Origin of the sequence: Mesorhizobium sp. LNJC391B00 (genome assembly GCF_000502535.1) — a bacterium.
Taxonomy (GTDB): Bacteria; Pseudomonadota; Alphaproteobacteria; order Rhizobiales; family Rhizobiaceae; genus Mesorhizobium.
The window spans coordinates 611,029-636,846 of sequence record NZ_AYWI01000001.1 but is presented as its reverse complement, the minus strand read 5'-3'; the positions used below and the strand labels follow the sequence as shown (position 1 = coordinate 636,846).

Here is a 25,818-nt window from a genome sequence, read left to right as displayed (position 1 = left end):
GCAGCGGAACCTGATGGCCACTACGACCGTTATTCGAAAGGACAACGAAAGGAGATCGCCATCATGGACTGGAACCGCGTCGAAGGAAATTGGAAGCAATTCAAAGGCAAGGTCAAGGAGCAGTGGGGCAAGCTCACTGATGATGATCTCGACCGCATAGCCGGCAACCGCGATCAGCTCGAAGGTACGATCCAGGAACGCTACGGCATTGAGAAGGATCGCGTGCGGCGAGACGTCGACGACTGGTATGGTCGACAAGACTCGTAGGCAGGACAGTTGAACCTAGTCAAATAAAGGGCGCGGTCATGAACCGCGCCCTTTTCGCGTTTTTGGCATCCGTGCGCCGTTCGGCCCGGCCTTGAACAAGCGATTTATGGGAACGTGTCGGCTTCCAGCCGCGTTGATTTCTACATGGAGATTGTAGCAATGTCCATCCACAAAGAAGACTATCGAACGAACAAGGCTGACTACCTGATAGCGAAAAGGCCAGATCTGGTTNGCAATGTCCATCCACAAAGAAGACTATCGAACGAACAAGGCTGACTACCTGATAGCGAAAAGGCCAGATCTGGTTGAGAAGACCAAGCCGAAAAAGAAGACATTGCGGCGTACAGATCAGCGTTCCGCAAAGTTATTGGAAAACCCCGCCGCGTTATCCGAGAAGCCGGCCTCACGCCGTTAGAAATCGCAGAAGGTCAAGAGGAACATTTTAGCGATATTGAATGTTCGACTGTCTATGAACAGCCGAACCGTACTCTCAGCAGACCAATCCAGAGCAGCACGAGCCCTACTGAACTGGTCGCGTGTGCGACTTGCCGCTAAGGCCAATCTTAGCGAAATGGTGATCAGCGATCTTGAGAACGGATTCAGCAAATCGCGTCCCCACAACATCGCAGCCATCCGCAAAGCGTTTGAAGACGCCGGAATTGTCTTCACAGTCGAAGGCACTCCATCGCTCGCCCGCTCAGAAGGTGATAGCGGCCTCGCCGCCGATAATAGACAGTGGCGCCGCCGGGAGAAAAAAGGATAAGGGGAAAAGCCTGTGTACCCTCCTCTGCAACCCGATCTCTAAAGCGGCCGCTGACAAGGGCGGTTGTTCACTGACTTTGTTCCGACTTCAGTCAGGCGAACCCTCCGGGGAACCTCCCTTGAGATAGCCTCTGCTTCAGGTCGTTGGCATTCAGGATGGCGGCCAGCTCTTCGGCATACTCCATGTCGGGAAGGTCGACAGATGGGTGGCCCGCTACAATAGCCGGCAGCCCGGTGAACACGTCGAACACCGTCCACGTCGCATCCGGTTCCCGCCTTACGCCGTACCGCAGAGTTGCCATGAGGGGATGCTAATGGAAGTCGGGAATATGTTGTACAAAAATGCGAGCGGGCGATCGGTGCCGGAACCCGGAACTTTTCCCGCTGCAACGGGTTAGGCCGGGCATAACCAGAATAGCCGACCTCGGACCGCCCATGCCCGGCAAGCCATATGACCCTGACTGGGAATTCTATGCGCGCCCCATCTGCGGCCAGCGGGTCGACCGGCGTGACTTCCGCCAGGTCATGGGGCACGAGCAACCGGCCCATGAGCCGCTCGAACTGGATCAGTGAGGCAGGAAAAACTGGGCAGCCTTCATTTTTCAGTATCGAACCAGCGTTTGCGCGCCACCGCTTCTAAGCGCATGGTGCATAGATGAGCTCCATCGATCGGAAGCTGGCGGAATTGAATCACATTCAGGAGGCCTTGACTGAAGAGGCTATAATCCTGCGCTATCTCTCCGAGATTTCGCGCCAAGACGCGAGAGAGATATGCGAAGAGCTCCGCCAAATGGTAGGTGTGGCTCGCAGCAGCAACAAATTCGCGTCCGTCATCACCGGCTCGTGCAAAGGCTAGGCGACGGCGGCCCGCGCCACCCCAGGAAGGAAAGCACGGGCCCGACTGTTGCTGTCTTCCATCTTCCGGAGGGCGAAGACGATGGCGTCATCGGGCAAAAACTTGGCACCACTCCACGCATGATGAGACAAGGTGCAGGTGCAAGGCATTGAGAGAAATAGGAACCGAACCAATCCACAGGAATATTTTGTTGGTATTTATGTTGGTAGCAGATGCGGCTAACATTCCCCTAAGTATCTGAAAGCAAAGCGGGATTTTCTTCACTTGAATTCCGCCTCTGGGCACCAGTTTTCTCTGAACATCAAGGGCTTGACTTCCTGGCGCCGCACCGACGGATTCCTGATTTCGGCCTGCCGGCTGTGCCGGCAAGCCTGCGCAACCGAGTTATGAACTTTCGGGGCGCACGGTCTCCACGCGCAGCGAGCCGGCTGGAAGCGGCTGCAGCAGTTTGGCTTCCGGCTTCGTCAGACTGAGCCAGGCTGCCCAATCGCCGGGCCGAAGCACCACGACCTGCCGACTGTGATAGGGCGCAATATCCGGTCCAGGCTCGGTTGTCAGCATGGTGAAGGTTGGCGGCTTGTTGCCGGCGGCTTCACGCCAAAGCCCTGCGATGGCCATGAACGGCGAACCGTTGAGCGTGAAGCGATGCTTTGCCTTCGGATACTTCGTGCCCGTGAACTCGAAGAAGGCGGATGCCGGCACGAGGCAGCGTTTGCTGCCGGCGAATTGCCGGCCTTCGGAGCGGAAGTTGAACACTGGTCCGCCTTTCGGGCCGGCCGGCGGAAATCCAAACGTCATCGACGTCAGTTCAACAACGCCGGTGTCGCCGGCGGCGCGCATGATCGGGGCTGGATCGTTGATATGGATGTCATCAACCCGCGGCAGGTCAAGTTCGGTCTGATGGGTCGGGATCTCGAGTGCCAGCGACTCCAGCATCCGGCAATATTCAGCCCAGAGAATATGCTGCTCATAGTCGTTGCACATGGAAGGCTCCCGACCGGTCTGCCAGTTTACCTCACGCCAAACAAAGAGGCGATGGACCGCTCAACCCTCGCGGTCGCGCTCGACCAGTATATCGGCCTCGATCGCCGCGTTGACGAAGGCGGCGCGGGCATAGCGCGCCTCTTGAGGGCCTTCCAGAACGCCAAGGCAGGCTTTGCGGGCGGCGACGTGATAGCCGCCTGTCTTCACGGGCCATCGGTTCATGAGGATGTCAGCGGCCTGCGCGACACGCTCCACCTTGTAGATCGTGTTTCTGGATCTGCCGAGCGCCACGCGAACCGGCTCATCGAAATGCTGATCTTGCATGCTTCCCCTCCCGAACGCGATCGCGAGTCAATTCGGGGGAGGCAAGTTCGGTTCCAAGGGAGCGATTTGCCAACGCAATAAACCCGCCTTCTGAAATCACTTTGCGCGCATCGGCCAAATGGCGGATTTGATTTGCTTGGTGATCCCCTCTCCCTGGGGCAAACTGCCTGCCGGGGCTGCAGGAGGAGAAATGCGAGCACGCGCAGCTACGATCGGCGACCTCGAAAGTGTTTTCCGGGATTTGTCCACGCGGATGTCGGACGAGTATGTGGCCGCCGGCAAGGACAGCAAGGTTGCCTACGACAATTTGATGATGAATTTGAAGGAAGGCCGGGCGCACGCGCTGGTCGACGGCGACAAGACGGTGGCGATCGTCGCCTGGCACGAAAACAGCGACGCCGCCGACACGCTGTTTGCCGCGCAGGAGGGTTTCTTCAGCGCCGCGACGGTCCGCTTCTGCAGGCGCCACATCCGCCACATTCAGGCGCTGGCCGGCAACCTTCCCATCCACTCGCGCAGCTGGCTGCAGCGGGCCGACGTCGGCAAATGGTTCCGTGTCATCGGTTATGTCGAACGCGGCCGAGAGAACGGCGCCACTGTGTTCGAATTGCCGCCGGCACGGGGAGCGTCAGCTGCGCGGGCTGCCTAGGGCTGCGCACCCACGGATGCCATCACGGAAAAGCCCCCCGCCAAGATGGCGATGGGCCGATATTCGCCTGCGATGGGCTCATATCGGGGGCTCAGATATCGGGCTGATCCAGCGCCTCGAAAATCACCCGTTCCAGCGGACCGAGATCCTCTTCGATCTCGCTGACCTCAAGGCCTAAATGCCGAGCATCCAGGGCAGCTCGCGTGGTTAGGGTTCGAGCCGTTGCCTTGTCGGCAGGCAGTTCGCCCGGCAGGTGCTCGTGGATCCAGCCCTGCAGGAAATCAACGCCGCGCTCGCTCATCGATTTATCCCTTCCCTTATCTGGGGGATCATTCCCCCAGAATGACCCCAGAAGCGACGATCTGAGCCGTCAGGCTGGTGAGCCTGCCTCGCTTCACGAGCGTCGGCTTTTGGTAGATTTTCTTCATGGCGGTGCCTTTCGCGACAAATCGCTCGTCGGCAACAACGTCCGTCGCGGGGCAGCGTTCCATGGCGGGCTGTTGAGCCCGACCCCCTGACACATCGTATTTGAGAACAGCCCCGCTCCCGCGACCCGTGATGTTGATGCCGCGGCAGGTTGCGAAGCCAATGCGGGGCGTGGCATTTGTCGATGCCGATCATTGGGATGGCAAGCAGGACATGGCACGGCCACCAGACATCGCCCGACACCAGGCCGCCAAGGCAGGCGTTAGCCTGAACCGGGCGCTTTCCAAACTCGGCCTGTGTTCGCGCAAGCAGGCCGAGCTGCTGATAGCCGAAGGGCGCGTGCGGGTTGGCGGCAAGGTGGTGCGCGATCCGTCGCTGCGTGTCGATCTCGGCCGCGACCGCATCGCTGTCGACGGCGAGCAGATCGTCGGCGAGGCAAAAGTCTACCTGATGATCAATAAGCCGCGCGGACAGGTCACCACGCGCGATGACCCGCAGGATCGTGGCACCGTCTATGACTGCCTGGTGGAACTGGAGTTGCCTTTCGTGTCGCCGGTCGGCCGCCTCGACAAGGCCAGCGAAGGCCTGTTGCTGATGACCAACGACACGCGCTGGGCCAACCGCCTGCTCGATCCGGCCTCGCATGTCGCCAAGACCTATCATGTCCAGATCGGCACCGCGCCCGACGAAGCGATGCTGGCGCGCTTTCGCGACGGAGCGATCGTCGACGGCGAACTGCTGACCGCAAGTTCGATCGAACTGCTGCGCAGCGGCGGCCGCACTGCCTGGCTGGAAATCGTGCTCGACGAGGGCCGCAACCGCCAGATCCGCCGCCTGCTCGGGGCATTCGATATCGAGGTGCTGAGGCTGGTTCGGGTGGCGATCGGCGGTTTGCAGCTCGGCGAACTCGCCAAGGGCAAGGCGCGGCATCTGACATCGGAGGAATTGGCGGTGCTCGCGCGTTAAGAGGCAGGCTTGCCGCGAAACCCTACTTCTGGTTCCACCTGCGTATCACCGGCTCGCTCAGATCGTGCTCATAGCCGAGGATGCTGAGGCTCGCGGTATCAAGTACGAAGTGCGCACCGCCTTCGGGTGGCAGACCGAGCCAGCGCGCGGCCAGCACGCGCAGGAAATGCGAGCTTGAAAACACCAGCACATTGCCCTCGATTGCCCGCAGCCCGGCGATGATCCTGTCGGCCCTGGCGCCAACATCCGCTACCGACTCGCCGTCGGGACAGCCGTCACGGAACAATTGCCAGCCGGGGCGCTGCACAACAATCTCCTTGGTCTTAACGCCCTCATAGGCGCCATAGTCCCATTCCTGCAGGTCGTCCTTCTTGACGGCAGCAGCGCCGAAGCCGGCAAGCGTGCAGGTGCTGAAGGCGCGCTGCGACGGGCTCGACCACACCGCCTGGAAGGACAGATCCTTGAGCCGGTCTGCCACGCCGCGAGCTGCCGCCTCGCCCTTTGCCGTCAACGGTATGTCGGTGCGGCCGGTGTGTTTTCCCGAAGCGCTCCACTCCGTCTCGCCGTGACGGACGAGGTAGATTTCGGGGTACGGATTGCTCATGCGCCGGCCTTTCGGTTTTACGTCCGCACCCTACCCGGGAGGGCCCGGCCAGCGCCAGCCACGTGCAGGCGGAAAAGGAAAGGCCGCAACCGAATCGGCTGCGGCCTTGTGCTCAAACGTCAGTGCCCGGAGCGGTCAAGCGGGCTGCAGATCGCCCGACAGCGCCAGGTCGGCTTCCTCGGACAATGTGCCGGCCATGGCGGCGGCGAACTTGGTCTGGTCGAGTTCGCCTTCCCAGCGCGCCACAACGATCGTCGCCACTGCATTGCCGACGAAGTTGGTCAGCGCCCGGCATTCCGACATGAAGCGGTCGACCCCTAGGATCAGCGCCATGCCGGCAACGGGTACCGTAGGCACGACAGAGAGCGTGGCGGCCAGCGTGATAAAGCCGGCGCCGGTGATGCCGGCGGCACCCTTGGAGCTCAGCATGGCAACCAGCAGCAGCAGAATCTGGTCGCCATAGGTGAGCGGCGTATCGGTCGCCTGGGCGATGAACAGCGCCGCCAGCGTCATGTAGATGTTGGTGCCGTCGAGGTTGAAGGAATAGCCGGTCGGGATGACCAGGCCGACCACCGAGCGGTTGCAGCCGGCGCGCTCCATCTTGGCCATCAGGCCGGGAAGAGCGGCTTCCGAGGACGAGGTGCCGAGCACCAGCAGCAGCTCTTCCTTGATGTAGCGGATCAAGGCGAGGATCGAGAAGCCGTTGTACCAAGCGACAGCGCCGAGCACGACCAGCACGAAGAGCAGCGACGTCAGGTAGAAGGTGCCGATCAGAAAGGCGAGGTTGGCAATCGCGCCGATGCCGTATTTGCCGACGGTGAAGGCCATGGCGCCGAAGGCGCCGATGGGGGCGGCCTTCATCAGGATGGCGACCAGGCGGAAGATAGGCGAGGTCAGCGCCTGCAGGAAATCGACGACCGGGCGGCCGCGCTCGCCGACCAGAGCGAGAGAGATGCCGAACAGCACCGAGAAGAACAGCACCTGCAGGATGTCGCCTTGCGCGAAGGCGCCGGTGATGGTGTCGGGGATGATGTTGAGCAGGAAGCCGACGATGGTCGTGTCATGCGCCTTCTCGGTGAAGGTGGCGACCTTCGAGGGGTCGAGCGTCGCCGCATTGATGTGCATGCCGGCGCCCGGTTGGACGACGTTGGAGACGACCATGCCGACGACCAGCGCCAGGGTCGAAAAGACCAGGAAATAGATCATCGCCTTGCCGGCGACGCGGCCAACCTTTTTCAGGTCGGAGACGCCGGCAATGCCTGTGGTCACCGTCAGGAAGATGACCGGCGCGATCACCATCTTGACCAGCTTGATGAAGGCATCGCCGAGCGGCTTCAGCGAAGCACCGAGTTCGGGATAGAAATGACCGAGCAGGATGCCGGCGGCGATCGCCGTCAGGACCTGCACGTAGAGATGACGGTAAAAGGGTAGCTTGCCGCGCGGTTCGGCGGCAGCGAATGCTGGCTGCATGACGTCCTCCATGGCGCCCCGATCGAAAGCTCGACCTCCCGGGGCAAGTTGTTTCCGCAGCCTCGCGACTGCTGTACTGGTCACTGCAACTGCCGTGCCAGACTGAGCGGCATTACCGTATCCATTGATTTTGTTGGAGATCTTTGTCGACCGAGCTGGTGCGCCGCAACCGCAAGTGCGGACATCCGCATGACTGAATTGTGCTTTGTGCGAAATCATGCACAAATAGGGAATGCTGCAACGCCCTGCCGCGGTCCTGTCGCCGACGCCCGAGCAACTCGGCAAACGCGCGCGTCGCGCCTGGCTGCTGTTTGCGGCGATCGCGCTGGTGATCGTTGCCACGGCGCTCACCGGCGCCGGCCTCTACTCGCGCCGCGCCGAGGTCGCGGCACTGGCGGCGCAAGGCCGCACCGATGCCAATCTGAAGGTTGCGTTGCTGCGCGCCGTGCTGGAAAGCCCGCGGGCGCTGCCGCTGCTCTTGTCCGAGGACCAGCAGGTGCATGACGCCCTGCAGAACAAGGGCGCTGTCACGATCGACGTGCTCAACCGCAAGCTCGAAGGGCTGGTCTCCGGCACCAAGGCTTCGGTGCTTTACGTCACCGGCGTCGACGGGTTTGCGATCGCCTCCAGCAACTGGCGCGAAACAACCAGCTTCGTCGGCAACGACTACGGTTTCCGCGCCTATTTCTCCGGCGCCATGCAATCGAGAACGGCCGAATATTTTGCGCTGGGCAACATCAGCAAGCGCCCGGGCCTCTATATTTCGCGTCGCGTCGGCAATGCGGCGGCACCGCTCGGCGTCGTCGTCGTTAAGATGGAATTCGACCAGCTTGAAGCCGACTGGCATGAGGCCAACCGGCCGGCCTATGTCAGCGACGACCACGGCGTCGTGCTGATCACCAGCGTGCCGTCCTGGCGCTTCATGACCACCGCGCCGCTGACCGGCCCGGTGGCTGCCGCCATCCGGAGCAGCCAGCAATTCGGCAACGCGCCGCTGATCCCCTTGCCGATCACACGCCCCGAGGCATTGAGCCCTGACGTGTCGATGGTGCATGCGATAACACCGGGCGGCAGCGATGCCGAATATCTCAGGCTTTCGACACTGGTCCAATCGACGCCATGGCGGCTCGATTATCTCGTGCCGGTCGAAGCGCCGATCGCGGCTGCGGTGCGTGAGATGCGGCTGCTGGCGCTGGGCGTCGTGGTGCCGTTGCTGGCGCTGGCCGGCTATCTCCTGTGGCGCCGTCAGTCGGCGCAGATGCGCATCGCTGCCGAACAGGCAGCGCGCATCGAGCTTGAGCGCCGCGTCGTCGAGCGTACGCATGACCTCAGCCTGGCGCGCGACCGGCTGCAGGCCGAGATCACCGATCACCGCAGCACCGAAGCCAAGCTGCAGGTCATGCAGCAGGAATTGGTGCAGGCCAACCGTCTTGCTACCCTCGGCCAGGTTGCCGCCGGGGTCGCGCATGAGATCAACCAGCCGGTGGCGACGATCCGCGCCTATGCCGACAATGCGCGTGTGTTCCTGGAGCGCAAGCAGACCGCCTCGGCCGAGGAGAACCTTGGCGCGATTGCCGCGCTGACCGAGCGCATCGGCGGCATCACCGAAGAGTTGAAGGTCTTTGCCCGCAAGGGGCGCACGGCAGCCGAACCGGTCGAATTGCGCGGCGTCATCGAGGGCGCCGTGGTGCTGCTCAGAAGCCGCTTTGCCGGTCGGCTGGACGCACTCGATATCACGCTTCCGCCGGTAACGCTCAAGGTGATGGGCAACCGGCTGCGGCTCGAACAGGTGCTGATCAACCTGTTCCAGAATGCGCTGGAAGCGCTGGACGGGCGCGACGGCGCCAGGGTGCAGGTGTCGGCCCAGGAGACGGCCGACGGCGTGGCGCTTGCCGTCGCCGACAATGGGCCGGGCATTTCGCCTGCCATCCTCAAGTCATTGTTCACGCCGTTCAACACCTCGAAGGAAAAAGGCCTCGGGCTCGGCCTCGTCATCTCGCAGGACATCGTCGCCGACTATGGCGGACGCATCGAGGTGGCGAGCGACCAGGCCGGCACGCGCTTTACCATTCACCTCGCCAGGGCAGCATGATGGACACCGCACCGGTCGTATTGATCGACGACGATAGCGAATTGCGGAGGGCCACGCGGCAGACGCTGGAACTCGCTGGTTTTTCCGTCTCGGCCTTTGCGGTGGCGAACGAGGCGCTGGCCGGGCTCGACGCCAATTTTCCCGGCGTGGTGGTGTCCGACATCCGCATGCCCGGCATTGACGGCCTGCAGCTCTTCGACCGCGTCTTGCAGCTTGATGCCGACATTCCGGTAATCCTGGTCACCGGACATGGCGACATCGCGGTTGCGGTCAAGGCGATCAAGGATGGCGCCTACGACTTCATCACCAAGCCGTTCGCCGCCGACCGGCTGGCGCAAAGTGTGGCGCGGGCGGCGGAAAAACGCCGGCTGGTGATGGAGAACCGCGCGCTGCGCGAAAGCGCCGAACAGGCGCAGGACGGCCTGCCGCTGATCGGCCAGACGCCGGCGATGGAGCGGCTGCGCCGCACGCTGCGGCAGATCGCCGACACCGATGTCGACGTGCTGGTGACTGGCGAGACCGGCTCCGGCAAGGAGGTGGTGGCGAGCCTGCTGCACCGCTGGAGCCGCCGCGCCAAGGGCAATTTCGTGGCGCTGAATTGCGGCACGCTGCCGGATACGGTGATCGAAAGCGAACTGTTCGGCCATGAGGCCGGCGCGTTCACCGGCGCACAGAAGAAGCGCATCGGCCGCATCGAGCATTCGAGCGGCGGCACGCTGTTTCTCGACGAGATCGAAAGCATGCCGGCCTCGACCCAGGTGCAGATGCTGCGGGTGCTGGAAATGCGCGAGGTGACGCCGCTCGGCACCAATGAAATCCGGCCGGTCGACCTGCGCGTCGTCGCCGCCGCCAAGGTCGATCTCGGCGATGCCAGCCGGCGCGGCGCCTTCCGCGAGGATCTCTACTACCGGCTTAATGTGGTGACGATCTCGATCCCGCCGCTGCGCGAACGCCGCGACGACGTCGCCCTGCTCTTCTTCTACTTCGCAGAGCGTGCAGCCGCCCGCTTCCGCCGGCAAATGCCAGCCGTGCCTGCCTCAGTGCATCGCCATCTGAGCCAGCACGACTGGCCGGGCAATGTGCGTGAACTCGCGCATTTCGCCGAGCGTTTCGTGCTTGGACTGGAGGAAGCGGCGCAAGCGCCACCTTCCGCATCGGCGGAGCCGGATGACGCCAGTTCATTGCCGGAACGGCTGGAACGCTATGAGGCCGATGTCATCCGCGAGGCACTTGGCCGCAATTACGGCGATGTCCGGCGCACGATTGAAGCGCTCGGCATTCCGCGCAAGACCTTCTACGACAAGCTGCAGCGGCACGGCATCGTGCGCAGCGATTTTTCCAGGTAATTCATTTTCCAGGTATTCAGGCGTGTGGACCCGAAAGCAGGGTAGATTTTGTGAACCGGCGCAAAAAAACCGTGGCAAGTCGGCATCAGAAAGTGTTGAAGACCGCATCGGCGGCCTTCGGCACGGCGCGATCCGGTTGCGCTCGGCAGATGTTGATGATTTGTTGCCGGTCAGCGGAGAATGAATGATGCGAGAACCTGTCGGTCAAGATGAATATGGATCGACCAACCCGTTCGATCCGGACGATCTGACGAATTTGAACGCGATCGGCCCGGCCATGGGCGGCGGCAACGACTTCGAGAAATACGCCGTTGCCGTGATCATCGTCTTCGGCGCGCTGATCATTGGCGGGCTGATGGCCGCTTCCATGACCTTTGGTCACCGGAACGGCTTCCTGTTTGCGCTTGGCGGCGCAACCGCGGCCTGGATATCGGGCAATGCGCTGCTCCTCGACCGTCCCCGCATCTACGCGGCGTTCGTCGTGATCGCGGCGCTGATGCTCGTCGGGTCGACGCTTACGCTCGTCCTCTGATCAATCTCTTGTTTTGATCAGTAGCCAATCGCCTCGCCGGATGCGGCGCGGCTGTCGATGGCGCCGTTGTAACGGGCGCCGCCGCCCTTCTCGATTTCCGCCAGGCTCTTGCCGCCGACAAGAATGCCGGCCGCCTGCCCCCAGGTAGAATCCGCGAGATCGAGGTGGTAGCCCATGCCGGCCAGCAGTTTTTCAGTGTCGGGCGACAGGCCGAAGGGTTCGACATAGATCGTGTCGGGCAGCCATTGATGGTGGATGCGCGATGCGTCGATCGCCTCCTGGATGTTCATGCCGTGGTCGATGACGTTGACGATGGCTTCCAGCGTGATGGTGATGATGCGCGAGCCGCCGGGGCTGCCGATAACCATGAACGGCTTGCCGTCCTTGGCGACGATAGTCGGGCTCATCGATGACAGCGGGGTCTTCTTCGGCTGGATGGCATTGGCCTCTCCCTGCACGAGACCGTAGAGGTTGGGCACGCCAGGCTTCTGGGTGAAATCATCCATCTCGTTGTTGAGCAGGATGCCGGTGCCGTCCGCGACCACGCCGGCGCCGAACGAGCCGTTCAGCGTATAAGTGACCGCGACCGCATTGCCGTCATCGTCGATGATCGAATAGTGCGTCGTTTCCTTCGACTCGCCGAAGCCCTTCGGCATCAAATCCTGCGAGACGCCGGCGCGGAACGGGTCGATCTTGTCGCGGATCTCCTTGGCGTAACCCTTGTCGAGCAGTTTCGAGACCGGATTGTCGACGAAATCTGGATCGCCGAGCGCCGAGTTGCGGTCCACATAGGCGTAACGCATCGCCTCGACCATGACATGCACCGTCTCGGCCGAGCCGGCGCCGAGATAGGACAGCGGGTAGCCCTCCAGCACGTTGAGGATTTCGCAGATGATGACGCCGCCGGAGCTTGGCGGCGGCGAGGACGTGATCTCATAGCCCCGATAGGTGCAGCTCACCGGTTGCAGCTCGCGTACCTTATATTGCTCGAAGTCTGAGTTGGCCAGAATGCCGCCCTTGGCGCCGCTCGCCTTGACGATGGCGTCGGCGATGGCGCCTTTGTAGAAGGCGTCGGCGCCTTTTTCGGAGATGGCGGCGAGCGAGGCTGCAAGATCGGGCTGGAGGAGACGCTCGCCGGCGCCATAGGGTTTGCCGTCCGGCTTCAGGAAGATGGCGGCGGCGGCAGGGTCCTTCGCCAGCCGTGCGGCATTGCTCGCGAATGAAGCAGCGTCGCCCTGGTCGAGGATGAAGCCATCCTTGGCATAGGCAATTGCCGGCGCCATCAAATCCTGGCGTGGCAGCGTGCCATATTTTTCACGAGCCATCTCGAACCCTGCCACGGAACCCGGTACGCCGACCGCAAGGTAGCCATCAAGGCTGGCGCCCTTCACCGGATTGCCGTCCTTGTCGAGATACATGGTCTTGGTTGCCGCCAGCGGCGCGCGCTCGCGGAAATCGAGGAAGGTCGATTTGCCGTCCTTGAAGCGGATGGTAATGAACCCGCCACCGCCGATATTGCCGGCATTAGGGTAGACGACGGCGAGCGCATAGCCGACGGCGACCGCCGCATCGACGGCATTGCCGCCCTTCTTCAGCACCTCGACGCCGGCTTCCGACGCCAGATGCTGGGCGGTGACGACCATGCCGTGCTCGCCCTTCGCCGGTTGTGGCGAGGCGGCATGGAGCGCGCCGGATGGCGCGAGCGCAATTGCGAGCGAAAGGGTGACGCCAATCAGCGTCCGGCGGGTCAAGGGCATGGCGGTGCTCCAAGTGCGGTGCCTAGAAGAGCTACATGGAGCGGCCGAGTCCATCATCAATATGAGCGAACACATATTGATGTTCGCCTGCCGGCAGAGGCAAGCTGATCTCCCCCCTGTGGTGGAGATTAGCCAATCTCAAACAATCCCGCCTGAACCGCCCACAACCGCCGGCCGTTCCGCCGCGACCTTCGCCCGGTAGCCCGCCGCGCGATATGCGGCGACTGGATCGATGGCGCCGCCTGTGTTCAGCCGCGCCATGGCAAGGATCGGCTCAACATCGGTGCGGTAGGCAGCTTTCAGCGTCTGCGTCGCCATCAGCGCATCATTGCCGTCTTGGAAACCCTCGAGCGCCTTGCGGTCGACCAGCAGCGCCTGCGCATAGGCGCGCTGCACCTCGACCGCCGACAGCATCAGGCTTTCGATCGGATCGGTGACGTTGTGGCTCTGGTCGAGCATGTGGGCGGGATCGAAACCCTCGGCGCCGGACAGCTCGGCATCGACCAGTTCGTTGAAGACCAGGAACAGCCGATAGGGATCGATCGAGCCGGCATCGAGATCGTCGTCGCCATATTTGGAATCGTTGAAGTGGAAGCCGCCGAGTTTCTTGAACTGGATCAGCCGCGACACGATCATCTCGATGTTGACGTTGGGCGCATGGTGGCCGAGGTCGACCAGGCAGTAGGCCTTGTCGCCCAGCTCCTTGGATATGAGGTAGTTGGTGCCCCAGTCCTGCACGACCGTGGAGTAGAAAGCCGGCTCGTACATTTTGTGTTCGGTGAACAGTTTCCAGTCGGCGGGCAGTCCGGCATAGATCTCCTTCATCGCGTCGAGATAGCGCTCGAAGGCTTTGGCGAAATTGACCTGGCCGGGGAAATTCGAGCCGTCGCCGATCCACACTGTTAGCGCCCTGGACCCCAGCGTCTTGCCGATCTCGATGCATTCCAGATTGTGCTCGACCGCCTGGCGGCGCGTGCCGGCATCGGCATGCGACAGCGACCCGAACTTGTAGGACAGTTTTTGGTCCCTGGCATCCGAGAAGGTGTTGGAATTCATGGCGTCGAAGCCGAGGCCGAAGCGCGAGGCCGCCTGCTTCAGCCGGTTCGGATCGGCCTTGTCCCACGGTATATGCAGCGAGACGGTCGGCGTCGCCTGTGTCAGTTGGCTGATGACGGCGCAGTCCTCAATCTTGTCGAAAATGTCGCGCGGCTCGCCGGCGCCGGGAAAGCGGGCAAACCGCGTGCCGCCTGTTCCGACGCCCCAGGACGGAATGGCGACGGCGAATTTCTCGACCTTGTCGCGGATGGCATCGATGGCGATGCCGCGGCGGTCGAGGCGTTCGCCGAGCGACGCGTAGTCGCGCTCGAGGTCGGGTTTGCGCTGGGCGTTGTGGCTGGAGACGAGATCGGCGGCGATGATGGTTTCGGACAAGTGCTATTCCTCCCAATGCGTTCAGTCAGCGCTGCCCTTCATCCGGCCCTTCGGGCCACCTTCTCCCCGTATAGTGACGGGGAGAAGAGAAGCGCTCCGCCCTTAACTCAGCGCGTAAAGCTCTGCGCGTTGCCGGCGTCGACGTTGATGATGTTGCCGGTGGATTTGGCCGACATGTCGGACGCCAGGAAATAGATCGCTTCGGCGATGTCTTCGGGAAACACCGAGCGCTTCAGCATCGAGCGCGAGCGGTAGTGTTCTTCCAGATCGTCGGTCGACATCTTGTAGGCGGCGGCGCGCTGTTCCTTCCACTCGCCGGTCCAGATCTTCGAACCGCGCAGCACGGCGTCCGGATTGACGACGTTGACCCGGATCTGGGCTTCCGCGCCTTCCAGCGCCAGGCAGCGGGCGAGATGGATTTCGGCCGCCTTGGCGGTGCAATAGGCGGCGGCATTGGGTGACGCGGCAAGACCGTTCTTGGAGGCGACGAAGACGACATTGCCGCCGATCTTCTGGGCCCGGAACAGCCGGAAGGCTTCGCGCGAGACCAGGAAATAGCCGGTCGACAATATGTCCATGTTCTTGTTCCACAGCGCCAGCGTCGTCTCCTCGATCGGCGCCGAGGAGGCGAGGCCTGCGTTGGAGACGAGAATATCAATGCCGCCGAACTCGACGGCTGTCTGGGCGAAGCCGGAAATCACCTGCTCCTCCGCGGTGACGTTGATCAGCACCGGCCGGACGAAGTCCTTGCCATAGGCTTTCGCCAGTTCGTCGTTGGCGTTGGCAAGTGCGGTCTCGTCGATATCGGCCAGCACGACGCAGGCGCCTTCGCGCAGCAGGCGATTGGCGGTGGCGCGGCCGATGCCGCCGGCGCCGCCGGTGACCAGCGCGATTTGGCCGGCGAGCGACTTCGGCTTCGGCATGCGCTGCAGCTTCAAATCCTCGAGCAGCCAGTATTCGATGTCGAAGGCCTCCTGCGCCGGCAGGCCGACATAGGACGAAACGGTCGAGGCCCCGCGCATGACGTTGATGGCGTTGACGTAGAATTCGCCAGAGATGCGGGCGGTGGCCTTGTCGCCGGCGAAGGTGAACATGCCGACGCCGGGCATCAGGTAGACCACGGCGTTGGGGTCACGGATCGGGGGCGAGTCCGGATGCTTGCAGCTGTCGTAATAGGCCTGGTAGCCGACACGGTACTCAGCAATATCGTCGGCGAGGCGCGCAATCACGGCTTCGACGTCGGGCTTCGCTGGGTCGAACTCGATAACCAGCGGGCGGATTTTTGTGCGCAGGAAATGATCCGGGCATGAGGTACCGAGTGCCGCCAGCGGGCGCAAATCCCTGGAGTTGACGAATTCGAGCACGGCGGCGGAATCGTCGAAATGGCCGAGCTTGTGGCTCTTCTCCGAAATCAGGCCGCGGATCCTCGGCATCAGTCTCGCCGCGATGGCGCGGCGCTCAGCGGCGTCTAGCGATTTGACGACTTCGCCGCCGAAGATGGCGAGACCCTCGGAGCGGCGCTCGAACCATTCGATCGCCTGGTTGATGACCGAGATCGTCGTCTCATAGCACTCCTTGGGTGTGTCGCCCCAGGTGAACAAGCCGTGGCTTTCGAGGATGACGCCCTTGGCCTCGGGGTGTTCGACGCAGAATTTCTCCAGCCAGAGGCCAAGTTCGAAGCCCGGCCGCTTCCACGGCAGCCAGCCGATGGCGTCACCGAATATCTCCTTGGTCAACGCCTTGGAATCCTTGGCCGCGGCAATCGCGATAATGGCATCGGGATGCATGTGATCGACGAACGGCTTCGGCACATAGGCGTGCAGCGGCGTGTCGATCGAGGCCGCGCGCGGGTTGAGATTGAAGGTGCAGTGGGGAAGATAGCCCACCATGTCGTCCTCATGCGCGACGCCGCGATAAAGGCCTTTCAGCGCCTGCAGTTTGTCCATGTAAAGCGTGGCGAAACCGTCCAGCTTGATCGAGGCGCTGTCGCCGCCCGAGCCCTTGACCCATAGCACTTCGACTTCGGCGCCAGAGAGCGGGTCCTTCTGCCGGATCTTGGACGAGGTGTTGCCGCCGCCATAATTGGTGACACGCTTGTCGGAGCCGAGCGTGTTGGAGCGATAGACCAGAAGCTCAGGCTCGCTCAGCCCCTTGGCTTTAGCATCGTCCCAAAGGTTGGCAAGGCGCGAGCCGGAGCGCTTGTCGAGCATGATTATCCTCCCTGGGACGCAAAAGGCGCGGTCCATTTTGCCGGAAATGTCTACGCAAGCATCTCGGTTGTCAATCATAAACGATCAAGATCGATCATATTGCACTGCACAATGAAATTATATGAGCGGAAATGATTGACACTGGTGGTTTTCTAGTGCCTCATGACCATGCAGGGAGGAACCATGCACGAAAAAGAGCGCCACAGGATCATTCTGTCCGCCGTCCAGGAAAAGCCTGTGGTGACGGTGCAGGAGATGGTCGACCTGACGGACTCCTCCGAGGCGACGATCCGGCGCGATATCGCGGCTCTTCATGTGCAAAAGCGCCTGCGTCGCGTGCGTGGCGGCGCCGAGGCGATCTCGCCACCGCAGTTCATCGGCCTCGCCGGCCGGCCCTTTTCCGTCAACGAAACGCTTAACGCTTCGCAGAAGCGCGCGATTGCGCGCGAAGCGGTGGAGCTGTGCAAGGACGGCGAACCGATCATCATCAATGGCGGCACCACCACCTTCCAGATGGTGCATTTCCTGACCGGACGCCGCATGCCGATCTTCACCAATTCGTTCCCCATCGCCGAGCACCTGCTCAAGCATTCGAAGAACACCGTCATGCTGTCGGGCGGCACCATCTACCGCGAGCAGAACATCATCCTCTCGCCCTTCGACAATGACGTGACGCGCAATTTCTACGCGCGCCGCATGTTCATGGGCGCTCAAGGGCTCGGGCCGCTTGGCCTGATGGAAGGCGACCCGCTGCTGATCCAGGCGGAGCAGAAACTGATCGACCAGGCCGACGAACTGGTGGTGCTGGTCGACTCATCGAAATTCCGCCAGCGCTCGAGCCTGATCCTGTGCGGGCTCAAGCGCATCGCCACCGTCATCACCGATGACGGCATCGAGGATCGCGAAGCCAACATGCTGGAGGCCGCGGGTGTGACGCTGATCGTCGCCCGCAAGTCGGCAAAGGAAGAATCCTCGCTGCAGGCCTGAGGCCAACCGCAGCGACGATGGAATGCAACGCTCAAGGGAGGAAATACGATGAGCTTTCTGAAGAAATTGATGGTGACGGCCGCGTTCTCGGCCGCCATGTTCGTGAATGCCGCCTATGCCGAGAACGTCAAGATCGCGCTGGTGGTGAAGTCGCTCGGCAACGGCTTCTTCGACGCCGCCAACAAGGGCGCCGAAGAGGCGGCCAAGGAACTCGGCGATGTCGACATCATCTACACCGGCCCGACCAAGGCGACCGCCGAAGCGCAGATCGAAGTGGTCAATTCGCTGATCGCGCAGAAGGTCAACGCCATTGCGATTTCGGCCAATGACGCCGACGCGCTGGTGCCGGTGCTGAAGAAGGCCATGGAGCGCGGCATCACCGTCATCTCGTGGGATTCGGGCGTCGCCAAGGAAGGCCGCCAGCTGCATCTCAACCCGTCCGACACCGGCCTGATCGGCGAGACCATCATCAAACTGGCCGCCGACTATCTGCCGGAAGGCGGCGAAGTCGCCATTCTGTCGGCTTCGTCGACCGCGACCAACCAGAACGCCTGGATCGACGCGGCCAAGAAGATCCTGCCGGAGAAATTCCCCAAGATCAAACTCGTCGCCACCGTCTACGGCGATGACGATTCGGCCAAGAGCACCGACGAAGCCAAGGGCCTGCTGAAATCCTATCCGAACCTCAAGGCGATCATCGCGCCGACCACCGTCGGCGTCGTTGCCGCTGCCCAGGTCGTCACCGACGCGAACCTGATCGGCAAGGTCAATGTCACGGGTCTGGCGCTGCCGTCGGAGTTCAAGAAGTTCATCGACAACGGTTCCAGCCAGGCGGTTGCCCTCTGGAATCCGATCGACCTCGGCTATTCCGCCGTCTACCTCGCTCATGATCTGGCGGTGAAGAAGGAAGAGGCAAAGCCGGGCGCAACGCTGTCGATCGGCCGCGTCGGCAAGGTCACGCTCGATGACAGCAACTCGGCTGCGATGGCTCCGCCCTTCCAGTTCGACAAGTCCAACATCGAAAAGTTCTCCAATATCTATTGATCTCGGACGTCTCGGACCAAGCGCGGCGGGACCAAAATCCCGCCGCGACTTTAAACGGACCTTGTTTCAGGGCTTGATACGGATATGGACACGACAGCCCAGCACGGCATTGCGAAGGAGGAGCCCACGGGTCCTGCCCCGCGCCTGACGCTGTCCGGCGTCTCCAAAAGCTTTCCCGGCGTGCGCGCGCTGCACAATGTCAGCCTGTCGCTTTACCCCGGCCAGGTTACGGCGCTGATCGGTGAAAACGGTGCCGGCAAGTCGACGCTGGTCAAGATCATGACCGGCATCTACCAGCCCGACGCCGGCACGATCAGCATTGACGGCCAGGCCGTCACCCTGCCCAGCGCGCATGCCGCCTTCGGCCACGGCGTCACCGCCATTCATCAGGAAACCGTGCTGTTCGACGATCTGAGCGTCGCCGAAAACATTTTTCTCGGCCATGCGCCGCGCACGCGGCTAGGCACCATCGACTGGCGCACCATGCGAAAACACGCGCGCGAAGTGCTCGACACCATGCATGCCGGCCATATCAACGCCGATGCGCGGCTGAAAGACCTCGGCATCGCCAACAAGCATCTGGTAGCGGTTGCTCGCGCGATGTCGATCGATGCGCAGATCGTCATCATGGATGAGCCGACCGCAGCCCTTTCGATGAAGGAGATCGAGGAGCTTTTCCTGCTGATCGAATTCCTCAAGGAGGAAGGCAAGGCGATCCTGTTCATCAGCCACAAGTTCGACGAGATCTATCGGATCGCCGATCGCTACACCGTGTTCCGCGACGGCGAGATGGTTGGCGAGGGCCTTATCAAGGATACCGGCCAGAGCCAGATCGTGCGCATGATGGTCGGCCGCTCGGTCGATCACATCTTTCCGCAACGCAAGGCCGAGATCGGCGCGCCGGTGCTGTCGGTCGCTGGCCTTTCGCACCCGACCGAATTCAACGACATCGGCTTCGAACTGCACAAGGGCGAGATCCTCGGTTTCTACGGCCTTGTCGGCGCCGGGCGGTCAGAGGTGATGCAGGCGATATCGGGCATCACCCGCATATCGGGTGGAACGATCACGCTGGAAGGCAAGACGATCACGCCGAAATCGGCGGCGGATTCCATCGAAGCCGGCATCGTCTATGTGCCGGAAGAGCGCGGCAAGCTGGGCGTGGTGATCGGCCTGCCGATCTTCCAGAATGTCTCGCTGCCTTCGCTGAAGCGCACCTCCAAATCCGGCCTGCTGCGATTGTCGGAAGAATTCGCGCTCGCCCGCTCCTACACCGAGCGGCTTGACCTCAGGGCCTCCTCGCTCAGCCAGGATGTCGGCACGCTGTCGGGCGGCAACCAACAGAAGATCGTCATCGCCAAATGGCTGGCGACGGCGCCCAAGGTGATCATCCTGGATGAGCCGACCAAGGGCATCGACATCGGCTCCAAGGCCGCCGTCCACGGCTTCATGGCCGAGCTCGTCGCGCAGGGCCTGTCGGTGATCATGGTGTCGTCGGAACTGCCGGAGATTCTGGGCATGTCCGACCGCGTCGTCGTCATGCGCGAAGGGCTGGTTGCGGCGGTCTACGATAATAAGGGGCTGGACGCCGAAACGCTGGTCCGGACGGCAGCGGGGATCGCGGCATGAAGGCTCTCCTGAAATTCCGCGAGATCTGGCTGGCAGCGGCGATCGTCGCTTTGATTGCTCTGATCTCGACGCGCTTCCCGGCCTTTGCCGACCCCGGCAATCTCGCCCAGGTGTTCAACGACACCTCGATCCTGATGATCCTGGCGCTGGGACAGATGGTCGTCATCCTGACCCGCTCGATCGACCTGTCGATGGCCTCCAACCTGTGCTTCACCGGCATGGTGGTGGCGATGCTGAACGCCGCGCATCCGGCGATCCCGATCCCGCTGCTGATCGTCATTGCGCTGGCCGTCGGACTGGTGCTCGGCGCCATCAACGGCCTGCTGGTGTGGCGGCTGAACATCCCTTCGATCGTGGTGACATTGGGCACGCTCACCATCTATCGCGGCGCCACCTTCGTCCTGTCCGGCGGCGCATGGGTCAACGCCGACAAGATGAGCCCTGAGTTCATCGGCTTCCAGCGCGCAGCTTTCCTGGGCATTCCGGTTCTGTCCTGGATCGCCATACTGGTCATCGCGCTGTTCTTCGTGGTGATGACGCGAACCGCGCTTGGCCGTTCGATCTATGCCATCGGCGTCAACCCGACGGCGTCGGTCTATGCCGGCATCGATGTCGGCCGAACCAAATTCATCGTCTTCTGCATTTCCGGCATGATCGGCGGGCTCGCCGGTTATCTCTGGATTTCTCGTTATGTCATCGCCTCGGTCGAGGTCGCCAACGGCTATGAACTCAACATCATCGCCGCCTGCGTCATCGGCGGCATTTCGATTGCCGGCGGCATCGGCTCGGTCGGGGGCGCGGTGTTAGGGGCGCTGTTCCTCGGCATCATTTCCAACGCGCTGCCCGTCATCAACATCTCGCCCTTCTGGCAGATGGCGATTTCAGGCAGCGCCATCATCCTGGCCGTCGTGCTCAACGCGCGTGGCGAACGTCAGCAGGGGCGGATTATCCTGAGGAAAGCGGAAGCGGCATGACCGACACCCCCGCCCCGCGCCACATTCCCGACCGGCTCGACAAGCCGCTCTCCTCGGCGATCTTTTCCTGGGAGGCGCTGCTGGTCGTCGTGGCGGTCGCCATCTTCGCCATCAACAGTTTCGCCTCGCCCTATTTCCTCGACGCCTACTCCCTGTCGGATCTGACTTTCAATTTCACCGAGAAAGGCCTGATCGCCTTCGCGATGGCGCTGCTGATCATTTCGGGCGAGATCGACCTGTCGGTCGCCGCCATCATAGCGCTCGCCTCGACCATGATGGGCATGGCTGTGCAGGCCGGCGCCGACACGCCGGTGCTGGTGGCTATCGGCATCGTCGTCGGGCTCGGTTGCGGCGCCTTCAACGGGCTCCTGGTGACAAGGCTCGGCCTGCCCTCCATCGTCGTCACCATCGGCACGATGAGCCTGTTTCGCGGCATCGCCTTCATCATCCTGGGCGATCAGGCCTACAAAGGCTATCCCGAGAGTTTTGCTTTCTTGGGCCAGGGTTACGTCTGGTGGGTGGTGTCGTTCGAACTGGTGCTCTTCCTCCTCGCGGCCGTCGCCTACTGGTTCCTGCTGCATCGCACCAGCTTCGGCCGCCGTGTCTTTGCCATCGGCAACAATCCGGTCGCGGCACAGTTTTCCGGCGTTCGCGTCGGCCGCATCAAATTCATCCTGTTTTGCATGACCGGACTGATGGCGGGCATCGCCTCGGTGCTGATCACCTCGCGGCTCGGCTCGACGCGGCCGTCCATCGCGCAGGGCTACGAGCTTGAGGTCATCACCATGGTGGTGCTGGGCGGCGTCAGCATTCTGGGCGGCTCCGGCAGCATTGTTGGCGTCGTGCTCGCCGCCTTTATCATGGGGCTGGTGACCTTCGGCCTCGGCCTGCTCAACGTGCCCGGCATCGTCATGTCGATCTTCATCGGCCTGCTCTTGATCTTCGTCATCGCGCTGCCGATCGTCTGGCGACAGCTGCGTGGTAACAGCTGATGCCTGAGAAATACGCCTTCAAGATGCAGCTCAAACCCGGCATGAAAGCCGAGTACAAAAAGCGCCACGATGAGATCTGGCCGTCGCTGGTGGCGCTGCTGAGAGAGGCCGGCGTCGCCGATTATTCGATCCATCTCGATGAAGACACCAACATCCTGTTCGGCGTGCTGTGGCGGCGGGACGACCATGGCATGGCCGACCTGCCGAAGCATCCGGTGATGCAGCGCTGGTGGGCGCACATGGCCGACATCATGGAGACCAGGCCGGACAACCAACCGGTGGCCATCCCCCTGGAAACAATGTTCCATATGGCATGAGTGCGCTGCGCCACATCGCCGTCATCGACATCGGCAAGACCAACGCCAAGGTGGCGCTGGTCGATCTCGTCACGCTGAGCGAGGTGGGGTTGCGCCGCATGGCGAACGCGCCGCTGCGACAAGCGCCCTATCCGCATCACGATGTCGAGGCGCTGTGGACGTTTATCCTCAACAGCCTTGCCAGCCTCGACCGCGAACAGCGTATCGACGCGATTTCGATCACCACGCATGGTGCGACCGGCGTGCTGGTCGACGCCTCGGGCGAGCTGGTGCTGCCTGTCCTAGACTATGAGTTCGATGGCCCCGACAGGTTGGCGGCTGAGTATGATGCTGTTCGTCCGCCCTTCGCCGAAACCGGTACACCGCGCCTGCCGGTCGGTCTCAATCTCGGCGCGCAGTTATTCTGGCAGCAGAAGCGTTTTACGGTCGAGTTCGCCAGGGTCGCCGCGATGCTGATGTATCCGCAATACTGGGCCTTGCGCCTGACCGGCGTTGCCGCCAACGAGGTGACCTCGCTCGGCTGCCACACCGATCTGTGGAGCCCTTGGGAGGCGGACTTTTCCTCGATGGTCGACAGACTGGATTGGCGCAGGCTGATGGCGCCCGTGCGGCCGGCCAGGGACCAGCTCGGCCCGATCCTGCCGGCGCTTGCCGCGCGCACCGGGCTCGATCCGCAGACCCCGGTTTTCTGCGGACTGCACGATTCCAACGCCTCCCTATTGCCGCATCTTCTGTCCGACGAGCCGCCCTTCTCGGTCGTCTCGACCGGCACCTGGGTGGTATCGATGGCGGTCGGCGGCAGAGAGATTGCGCTCGATGCTGCGCGCGACACGCTGGTCAATGTCAGCGCGCTGGGCGACCCCGTGCCCTCGGCGCGTTTCATGGGTGGCCGTGAGTTTTCCCAGCTGACCAAGGACAAGCCGCAGGACTGCAGCGGCAGCGAGGTGCTGGCCGTTCTGACAAAAAAGATGCTGCTTTTGCCTTCTACCCAGCAGGGATCGGGACCGTTCCCGCACCATGCCGCGGCATGGCTTGGTGCCGAGGGCATCAGCAAAGGCGAGCGGTTCGCCGCCATCTCCTTCTATCTGGCGCTGATGACGGCGACCTGCCTTGAGCTGATCGGCGCCGACGGCCCGACCACCGTGGAAGGACCGTTTGCCCGCAACCGGCTCTTTGTCGGCATGCTGGCGGCAGCGACCGCGCGCATCGTCATCGCCTCCGAGGCGGCCACCGGCACCAGCATCGGCGCGGCACTGCTCGCATCCCATCAGTCAGTGACGCACGGCAAGGGCGAAAGAATTGAGCCGCAGACCGACCCGGTCTGGGCGGCCTATGTCACCGCGTGGCGCGCGGCAGTCGACGCGCAAGGCTGATCACAAAATCCGCTTGCCAAAGGCCGACATGACGAAGTTGACGGCGTCGGCGCCGATCCGCGGCTCCAGACCGGCGGTCAGCCCGGAAACATCCATCGACAGCAGACCGCCGGACAGCGAGATCGCCTCCATTGCCTGATGCGTCTCGCGCACCGTCAGCCCGCCCGAGCCCGCAGCCCAGCCGGTAAATTCGGTCGCCGTCGGCGAATAGCTGAGATGGAAGCCTTGCGTGCCCGAGGTGGCGATGCGGATCGCCTCGTGCATGAGGTCGCGCATGCCCATGGCGTCGATGTCGGTCATGGTGAAGGCCGAGACACGCGAATCCTTGAGCACCCTTGCCTCCGCCGGATCGGCATGGCGCAGGCCGACGATGACGACATTTTCCGGCGACAGCTGCGGCTGCAGTGCGCAGGGCTTGTGATCGAGGCCGAGCGCGCGGGCCAGCACCGAGACTTCAGGCATGTCTTTGGCCTCCTCGTCCTCGGGCATCAGGGCGGCGATGGAATCGATCCAGATCAGGCCGAAGGAATGCGTCGCGCGCGCCGTTGCGGTCAGCGCCTTGTGGGCGATACGGCGATCGGCGCCGGCAGCGAGCCGGATCAAGCCCGAGGGCGGCCGCTCGACGTCGGCGAGTTCGACCACGTCGAAATTCATCGCCTCCAGACGCGCGCCGGTTCCCTCGCGGGCGATAATCCCGCCGGCTTCCGGTTCGGCCGAGATCGACACCATCTTGCGGCCGGAGAAATCCGCGACGTCGTGCATCGGCGCCTTCTCGACATATTCCGAGGTCATCGCCAGAAGCATGGCGCCATACTTCATGCGGAAGGCGACACGGTCGCCGACGGTAGGTCGCGGATCGGCATCCTGCACATCGAGCAGCAGATGGTCGCTGGAAGCGCCGAGCACCCTCACTCCCTTGGCGATCGGCGTCAGCCCTTCGACCAGCACGTCCTCGCGGCCTATATTGGCGATGGCGCGCAGCCGGTCGCCCTCGTCGGCGAAGACCGGCTGGTTGCCGAAGGCGTCGTAGCCGGATGTGCCGATCGGCCGCGAAGGCTTGAGTTTGACCTCGATGATGTCGCTGGTCAGCCGGCAGGCATCGGGTTCGAGTTCGGGCCACGGCACGTCGCGAAAGGTTTCGACACCGCCTTGCAGGATCGCCTCGCCCACGCGCAGATTGTTGATGCCGGGCGGCAGCTTGCCTTCGAGCAGCAGCGTCAGCGACGACGAGGCGCCGCCGGAAATGAAGTCGAGGCTTTTGCCGGACAGGCGCTCGGTCTTGTAGGCATGGGCGACGAGTTGGCCAAGGTTCTCCGGCGTCGGCATTATGGCGCCGAAGCAGCCGAGATTGGTGCCGATGCCGGCGATGCGCACGCCCTTGAATTCCAGGATCTGCTCGACGGTGGGGATCAGGTCGCTTGGCCAGATGCCTTCGCGGAGATCGCCGAGATCGATCATCAGCATGATATCGTGGACGCGGCCCATGCGCTCGGCAATGCGCGATATCTCGCGGATGGTGGTCAGTTCCGACTGCAGGCTGATGTCGACGGTGCGCACGACCTCCTCGACGCGCGCCATGGGCGGGCTGCGCAGCAGCATGACCGGCGCATTGATGCCGCTGTCGCGCAGCCGCCGAATGTTCTCAAAACGCGATTCCGCGATGCCGGCAACACCGCCGCGCAGCATGGCCCGCGCCACCTGCGGCATGCCGCATGTGCCCTTGGTGACACCGAATACCTTGATATCAGACAATGCGCAGCGTTCGACGATGGTGCGGGCGTTGCGCTCGATGCGGCCAAGGTCGATAGCGACTTGCGGTCCCGACATCG

26 protein-coding genes are annotated in these 25,818 nt (G+C 62.7%); 15 read left to right on the top strand and 11 right to left on the bottom strand.

Features of this window, described 5'->3' with window-relative positions; genetic code table 11:
* Positions 1–63: 63 nt before the first annotated feature.
* Together X750_RS159780 and X750_RS1000000164045 are read left to right on the top strand one after the other, a co-directional pair.
* Complete coding sequence (locus X750_RS159780; protein ID WP_023673385.1) at positions 64–267, top strand: CsbD family protein; 204 nt, start codon at positions 64–66, stop codon at positions 265–267.
* Positions 268–736: 469 nt separating this feature from the next.
* Positions 737–1,030, top strand: coding sequence for a helix-turn-helix transcriptional regulator (locus X750_RS1000000164045; protein ID WP_084567094.1), 294 nt, complete (start codon positions 737–739; stop codon positions 1,028–1,030).
* A gap of 91 nt (positions 1,031–1,121) precedes the next feature.
* Here X750_RS1000000164045 and X750_RS159785 read toward each other — a convergent pair whose 3' ends face one another.
* Positions 1,122–1,331, bottom strand: coding sequence for a hypothetical protein (locus tag X750_RS159785; RefSeq protein ID WP_023746712.1), 210 nt, complete (start codon positions 1,329–1,331; stop codon positions 1,122–1,124).
* 133 nt (positions 1,332–1,464) lie between these two features.
* On the opposite strand from X750_RS159785, the gene X750_RS1000000166295 reads away from it, so the two are divergent.
* A complete protein-coding gene (locus X750_RS1000000166295) occupies positions 1,465–1,602 on the top strand; it encodes a hypothetical protein (protein WP_198020962.1) in 138 nt (45 codons plus the stop codon).
* Positions 1,603–2,269: 667 nt separating this feature from the next.
* Here X750_RS1000000166295 and X750_RS159795 read toward each other — a convergent pair.
* The gene (locus X750_RS159795) at positions 2,270–2,869 is read right to left on the bottom strand and encodes an SOS response-associated peptidase (protein WP_023746708.1); all 600 of its coding nucleotides are present in this window, start codon (positions 2,867–2,869) and stop codon (positions 2,270–2,272) included.
* A 60-nt stretch (positions 2,870–2,929) separates the two neighbouring features.
* A complete protein-coding gene (locus tag X750_RS159800; RefSeq protein WP_023746707.1) occupies positions 2,930–3,193 on the bottom strand; it encodes a DUF982 domain-containing protein in 264 nt (87 codons plus the stop codon).
* 190 nt (positions 3,194–3,383) lie between these two features.
* Between X750_RS159800 and X750_RS159805 the strand changes: the two genes are divergently transcribed.
* Positions 3,384–3,842: a hypothetical protein gene (locus X750_RS159805; protein ID WP_023696662.1), complete on the top strand. Its 459-nt coding sequence runs from the start codon at positions 3,384–3,386 to the stop codon at positions 3,840–3,842.
* Positions 3,843–3,933: 91 nt separating this feature from the next.
* Here the strand turns inward: X750_RS159805 and X750_RS159810 are convergent, their stop codons facing one another.
* Together X750_RS159810 and X750_RS1000000166695 are read right to left on the bottom strand one after the other, a co-directional pair.
* Positions 3,934–4,143, bottom strand: coding sequence for a DUF768 domain-containing protein (locus X750_RS159810; RefSeq protein ID WP_023669673.1), 210 nt, complete (start codon positions 4,141–4,143; stop codon positions 3,934–3,936).
* Positions 4,144–4,171: 28 nt separating this feature from the next.
* Positions 4,172–4,333, bottom strand: a complete 162-nt coding sequence (locus tag X750_RS1000000166695) for a hypothetical protein (RefSeq protein WP_023669672.1) — start codon at positions 4,331–4,333, stop codon at positions 4,172–4,174.
* A gap of 148 nt (positions 4,334–4,481) precedes the next feature.
* Here X750_RS1000000166695 and X750_RS159815 point away from each other — a divergent pair, with 148 nt between their 5' ends.
* Positions 4,482–5,234 carry a pseudouridine synthase gene (locus X750_RS159815; protein ID WP_023669671.1) on the top strand — a complete coding sequence of 251 codons (753 nt, stop codon included), beginning with the start codon at positions 4,482–4,484 and terminating at the stop codon, positions 5,232–5,234.
* 22 nt (positions 5,235–5,256) lie between these two features.
* Here the strand turns inward: X750_RS159815 and X750_RS159820 are convergent, their stop codons facing one another.
* Positions 5,257–5,838 carry a histidine phosphatase family protein gene (locus tag X750_RS159820; protein WP_023669670.1) on the bottom strand — a complete coding sequence of 194 codons (582 nt, stop codon included), beginning with the start codon at positions 5,836–5,838 and terminating at the stop codon, positions 5,257–5,259.
* A 135-nt stretch (positions 5,839–5,973) separates the two neighbouring features.
* A complete protein-coding gene (locus X750_RS159825) occupies positions 5,974–7,320 on the bottom strand; it encodes a dicarboxylate/amino acid:cation symporter (RefSeq protein ID WP_156033684.1) in 1,347 nt (448 codons plus the stop codon).
* A 220-nt stretch (positions 7,321–7,540) separates the two neighbouring features.
* Here X750_RS159825 and X750_RS159830 point away from each other — a divergent pair, with 220 nt between their 5' ends.
* From X750_RS159830 to X750_RS25735, 3 genes are all read left to right on the top strand, one after another.
* Positions 7,541–9,400 carry an ATP-binding protein gene (locus X750_RS159830; protein WP_023669668.1) on the top strand — a complete coding sequence of 620 codons (1,860 nt, stop codon included), beginning with the start codon at positions 7,541–7,543 and terminating at the stop codon, positions 9,398–9,400.
* Positions 9,397–10,746 (top strand): sigma-54 dependent transcriptional regulator, encoded by a 1,350-nt coding sequence (locus X750_RS159835; RefSeq protein WP_023746706.1) that lies wholly within the window; start codon positions 9,397–9,399, stop codon positions 10,744–10,746. The genes X750_RS159830 and X750_RS159835 overlap by 4 nt, the downstream gene beginning before the upstream one ends.
* 184 nt (positions 10,747–10,930) lie before the next feature.
* Positions 10,931–11,278: a hypothetical protein gene (locus X750_RS25735; RefSeq protein WP_032885862.1), complete on the top strand. Its 348-nt coding sequence runs from the start codon at positions 10,931–10,933 to the stop codon at positions 11,276–11,278.
* A 17-nt stretch (positions 11,279–11,295) separates the two neighbouring features.
* Here the strand turns inward: X750_RS25735 and ggt are convergent, their stop codons facing one another.
* The 3 genes from ggt to X750_RS159850 all read right to left on the bottom strand — a co-directional run bounded on the left by ggt (position 11,296) and on the right by X750_RS159850 (position 16,676).
* On the bottom strand, positions 11,296–13,035 hold the full coding sequence (gene ggt, locus X750_RS159840; RefSeq protein ID WP_023746705.1) for a gamma-glutamyltransferase: 1,740 nt from the start codon (positions 13,033–13,035) through the stop codon (positions 11,296–11,298).
* Positions 13,036–13,173: 138 nt separating this feature from the next.
* Entirely contained in the window at positions 13,174–14,466 is a 1,293-nt protein-coding gene (gene rhaI, locus X750_RS159845; protein WP_023669664.1) for an L-rhamnose catabolism isomerase, read from the bottom strand.
* A gap of 107 nt (positions 14,467–14,573) precedes the next feature.
* Positions 14,574–16,676 carry a bifunctional rhamnulose-1-phosphate aldolase/short-chain dehydrogenase gene (locus X750_RS159850; protein ID WP_023732397.1) on the bottom strand — a complete coding sequence of 701 codons (2,103 nt, stop codon included), beginning with the start codon at positions 16,674–16,676 and terminating at the stop codon, positions 14,574–14,576.
* A gap of 183 nt (positions 16,677–16,859) precedes the next feature.
* Here X750_RS159850 and X750_RS159855 point away from each other — a divergent pair, with 183 nt between their 5' ends.
* The 7 genes from X750_RS159855 to X750_RS159885 all read left to right on the top strand — a co-directional run bounded on the left by X750_RS159855 (position 16,860) and on the right by X750_RS159885 (position 23,989).
* Positions 16,860–17,663 (top strand): DeoR/GlpR family DNA-binding transcription regulator, encoded by an 804-nt coding sequence (locus X750_RS159855; RefSeq protein ID WP_023669662.1) that lies wholly within the window; start codon positions 16,860–16,862, stop codon positions 17,661–17,663.
* A 48-nt stretch (positions 17,664–17,711) separates the two neighbouring features.
* Entirely contained in the window at positions 17,712–18,707 is a 996-nt protein-coding gene (rhaS, locus tag X750_RS159860; RefSeq protein WP_023746704.1) for a rhamnose ABC transporter substrate-binding protein, read from the top strand.
* 84 nt (positions 18,708–18,791) lie between these two features.
* Positions 18,792–20,333, top strand: coding sequence for a sugar ABC transporter ATP-binding protein (locus X750_RS159865; RefSeq protein ID WP_023732398.1), 1,542 nt, complete (start codon positions 18,792–18,794; stop codon positions 20,331–20,333).
* Positions 20,330–21,307 carry an ABC transporter permease gene (locus tag X750_RS159870; RefSeq protein WP_023699531.1) on the top strand — a complete coding sequence of 326 codons (978 nt, stop codon included), beginning with the start codon at positions 20,330–20,332 and terminating at the stop codon, positions 21,305–21,307. The genes X750_RS159865 and X750_RS159870 overlap by 4 nt, the downstream gene beginning before the upstream one ends.
* Positions 21,304–22,299 (top strand): ABC transporter permease, encoded by a 996-nt coding sequence (locus X750_RS159875; protein ID WP_023699530.1) that lies wholly within the window; start codon positions 21,304–21,306, stop codon positions 22,297–22,299. Before X750_RS159870 ends, X750_RS159875 begins: the two co-directional genes overlap by 4 nt.
* Complete coding sequence (rhaM, locus tag X750_RS159880; protein ID WP_023681927.1) at positions 22,299–22,616, top strand: L-rhamnose mutarotase; 318 nt, start codon at positions 22,299–22,301, stop codon at positions 22,614–22,616. The genes X750_RS159875 and rhaM overlap by 1 nt, the downstream gene beginning before the upstream one ends.
* A complete protein-coding gene (locus X750_RS159885; RefSeq protein ID WP_023732399.1) occupies positions 22,613–23,989 on the top strand; it encodes an FGGY-family carbohydrate kinase in 1,377 nt (458 codons plus the stop codon). The genes rhaM and X750_RS159885 overlap by 4 nt, the downstream gene beginning before the upstream one ends.
* Here X750_RS159885 and X750_RS159890 read toward each other — a convergent pair whose 3' ends face one another.
* Positions 23,990–25,816, bottom strand: a complete 1,827-nt coding sequence (locus tag X750_RS159890) for an alanine racemase (RefSeq protein ID WP_023732400.1) — start codon at positions 25,814–25,816, stop codon at positions 23,990–23,992.
* Positions 25,817–25,818 lie beyond the last annotated feature (2 nt).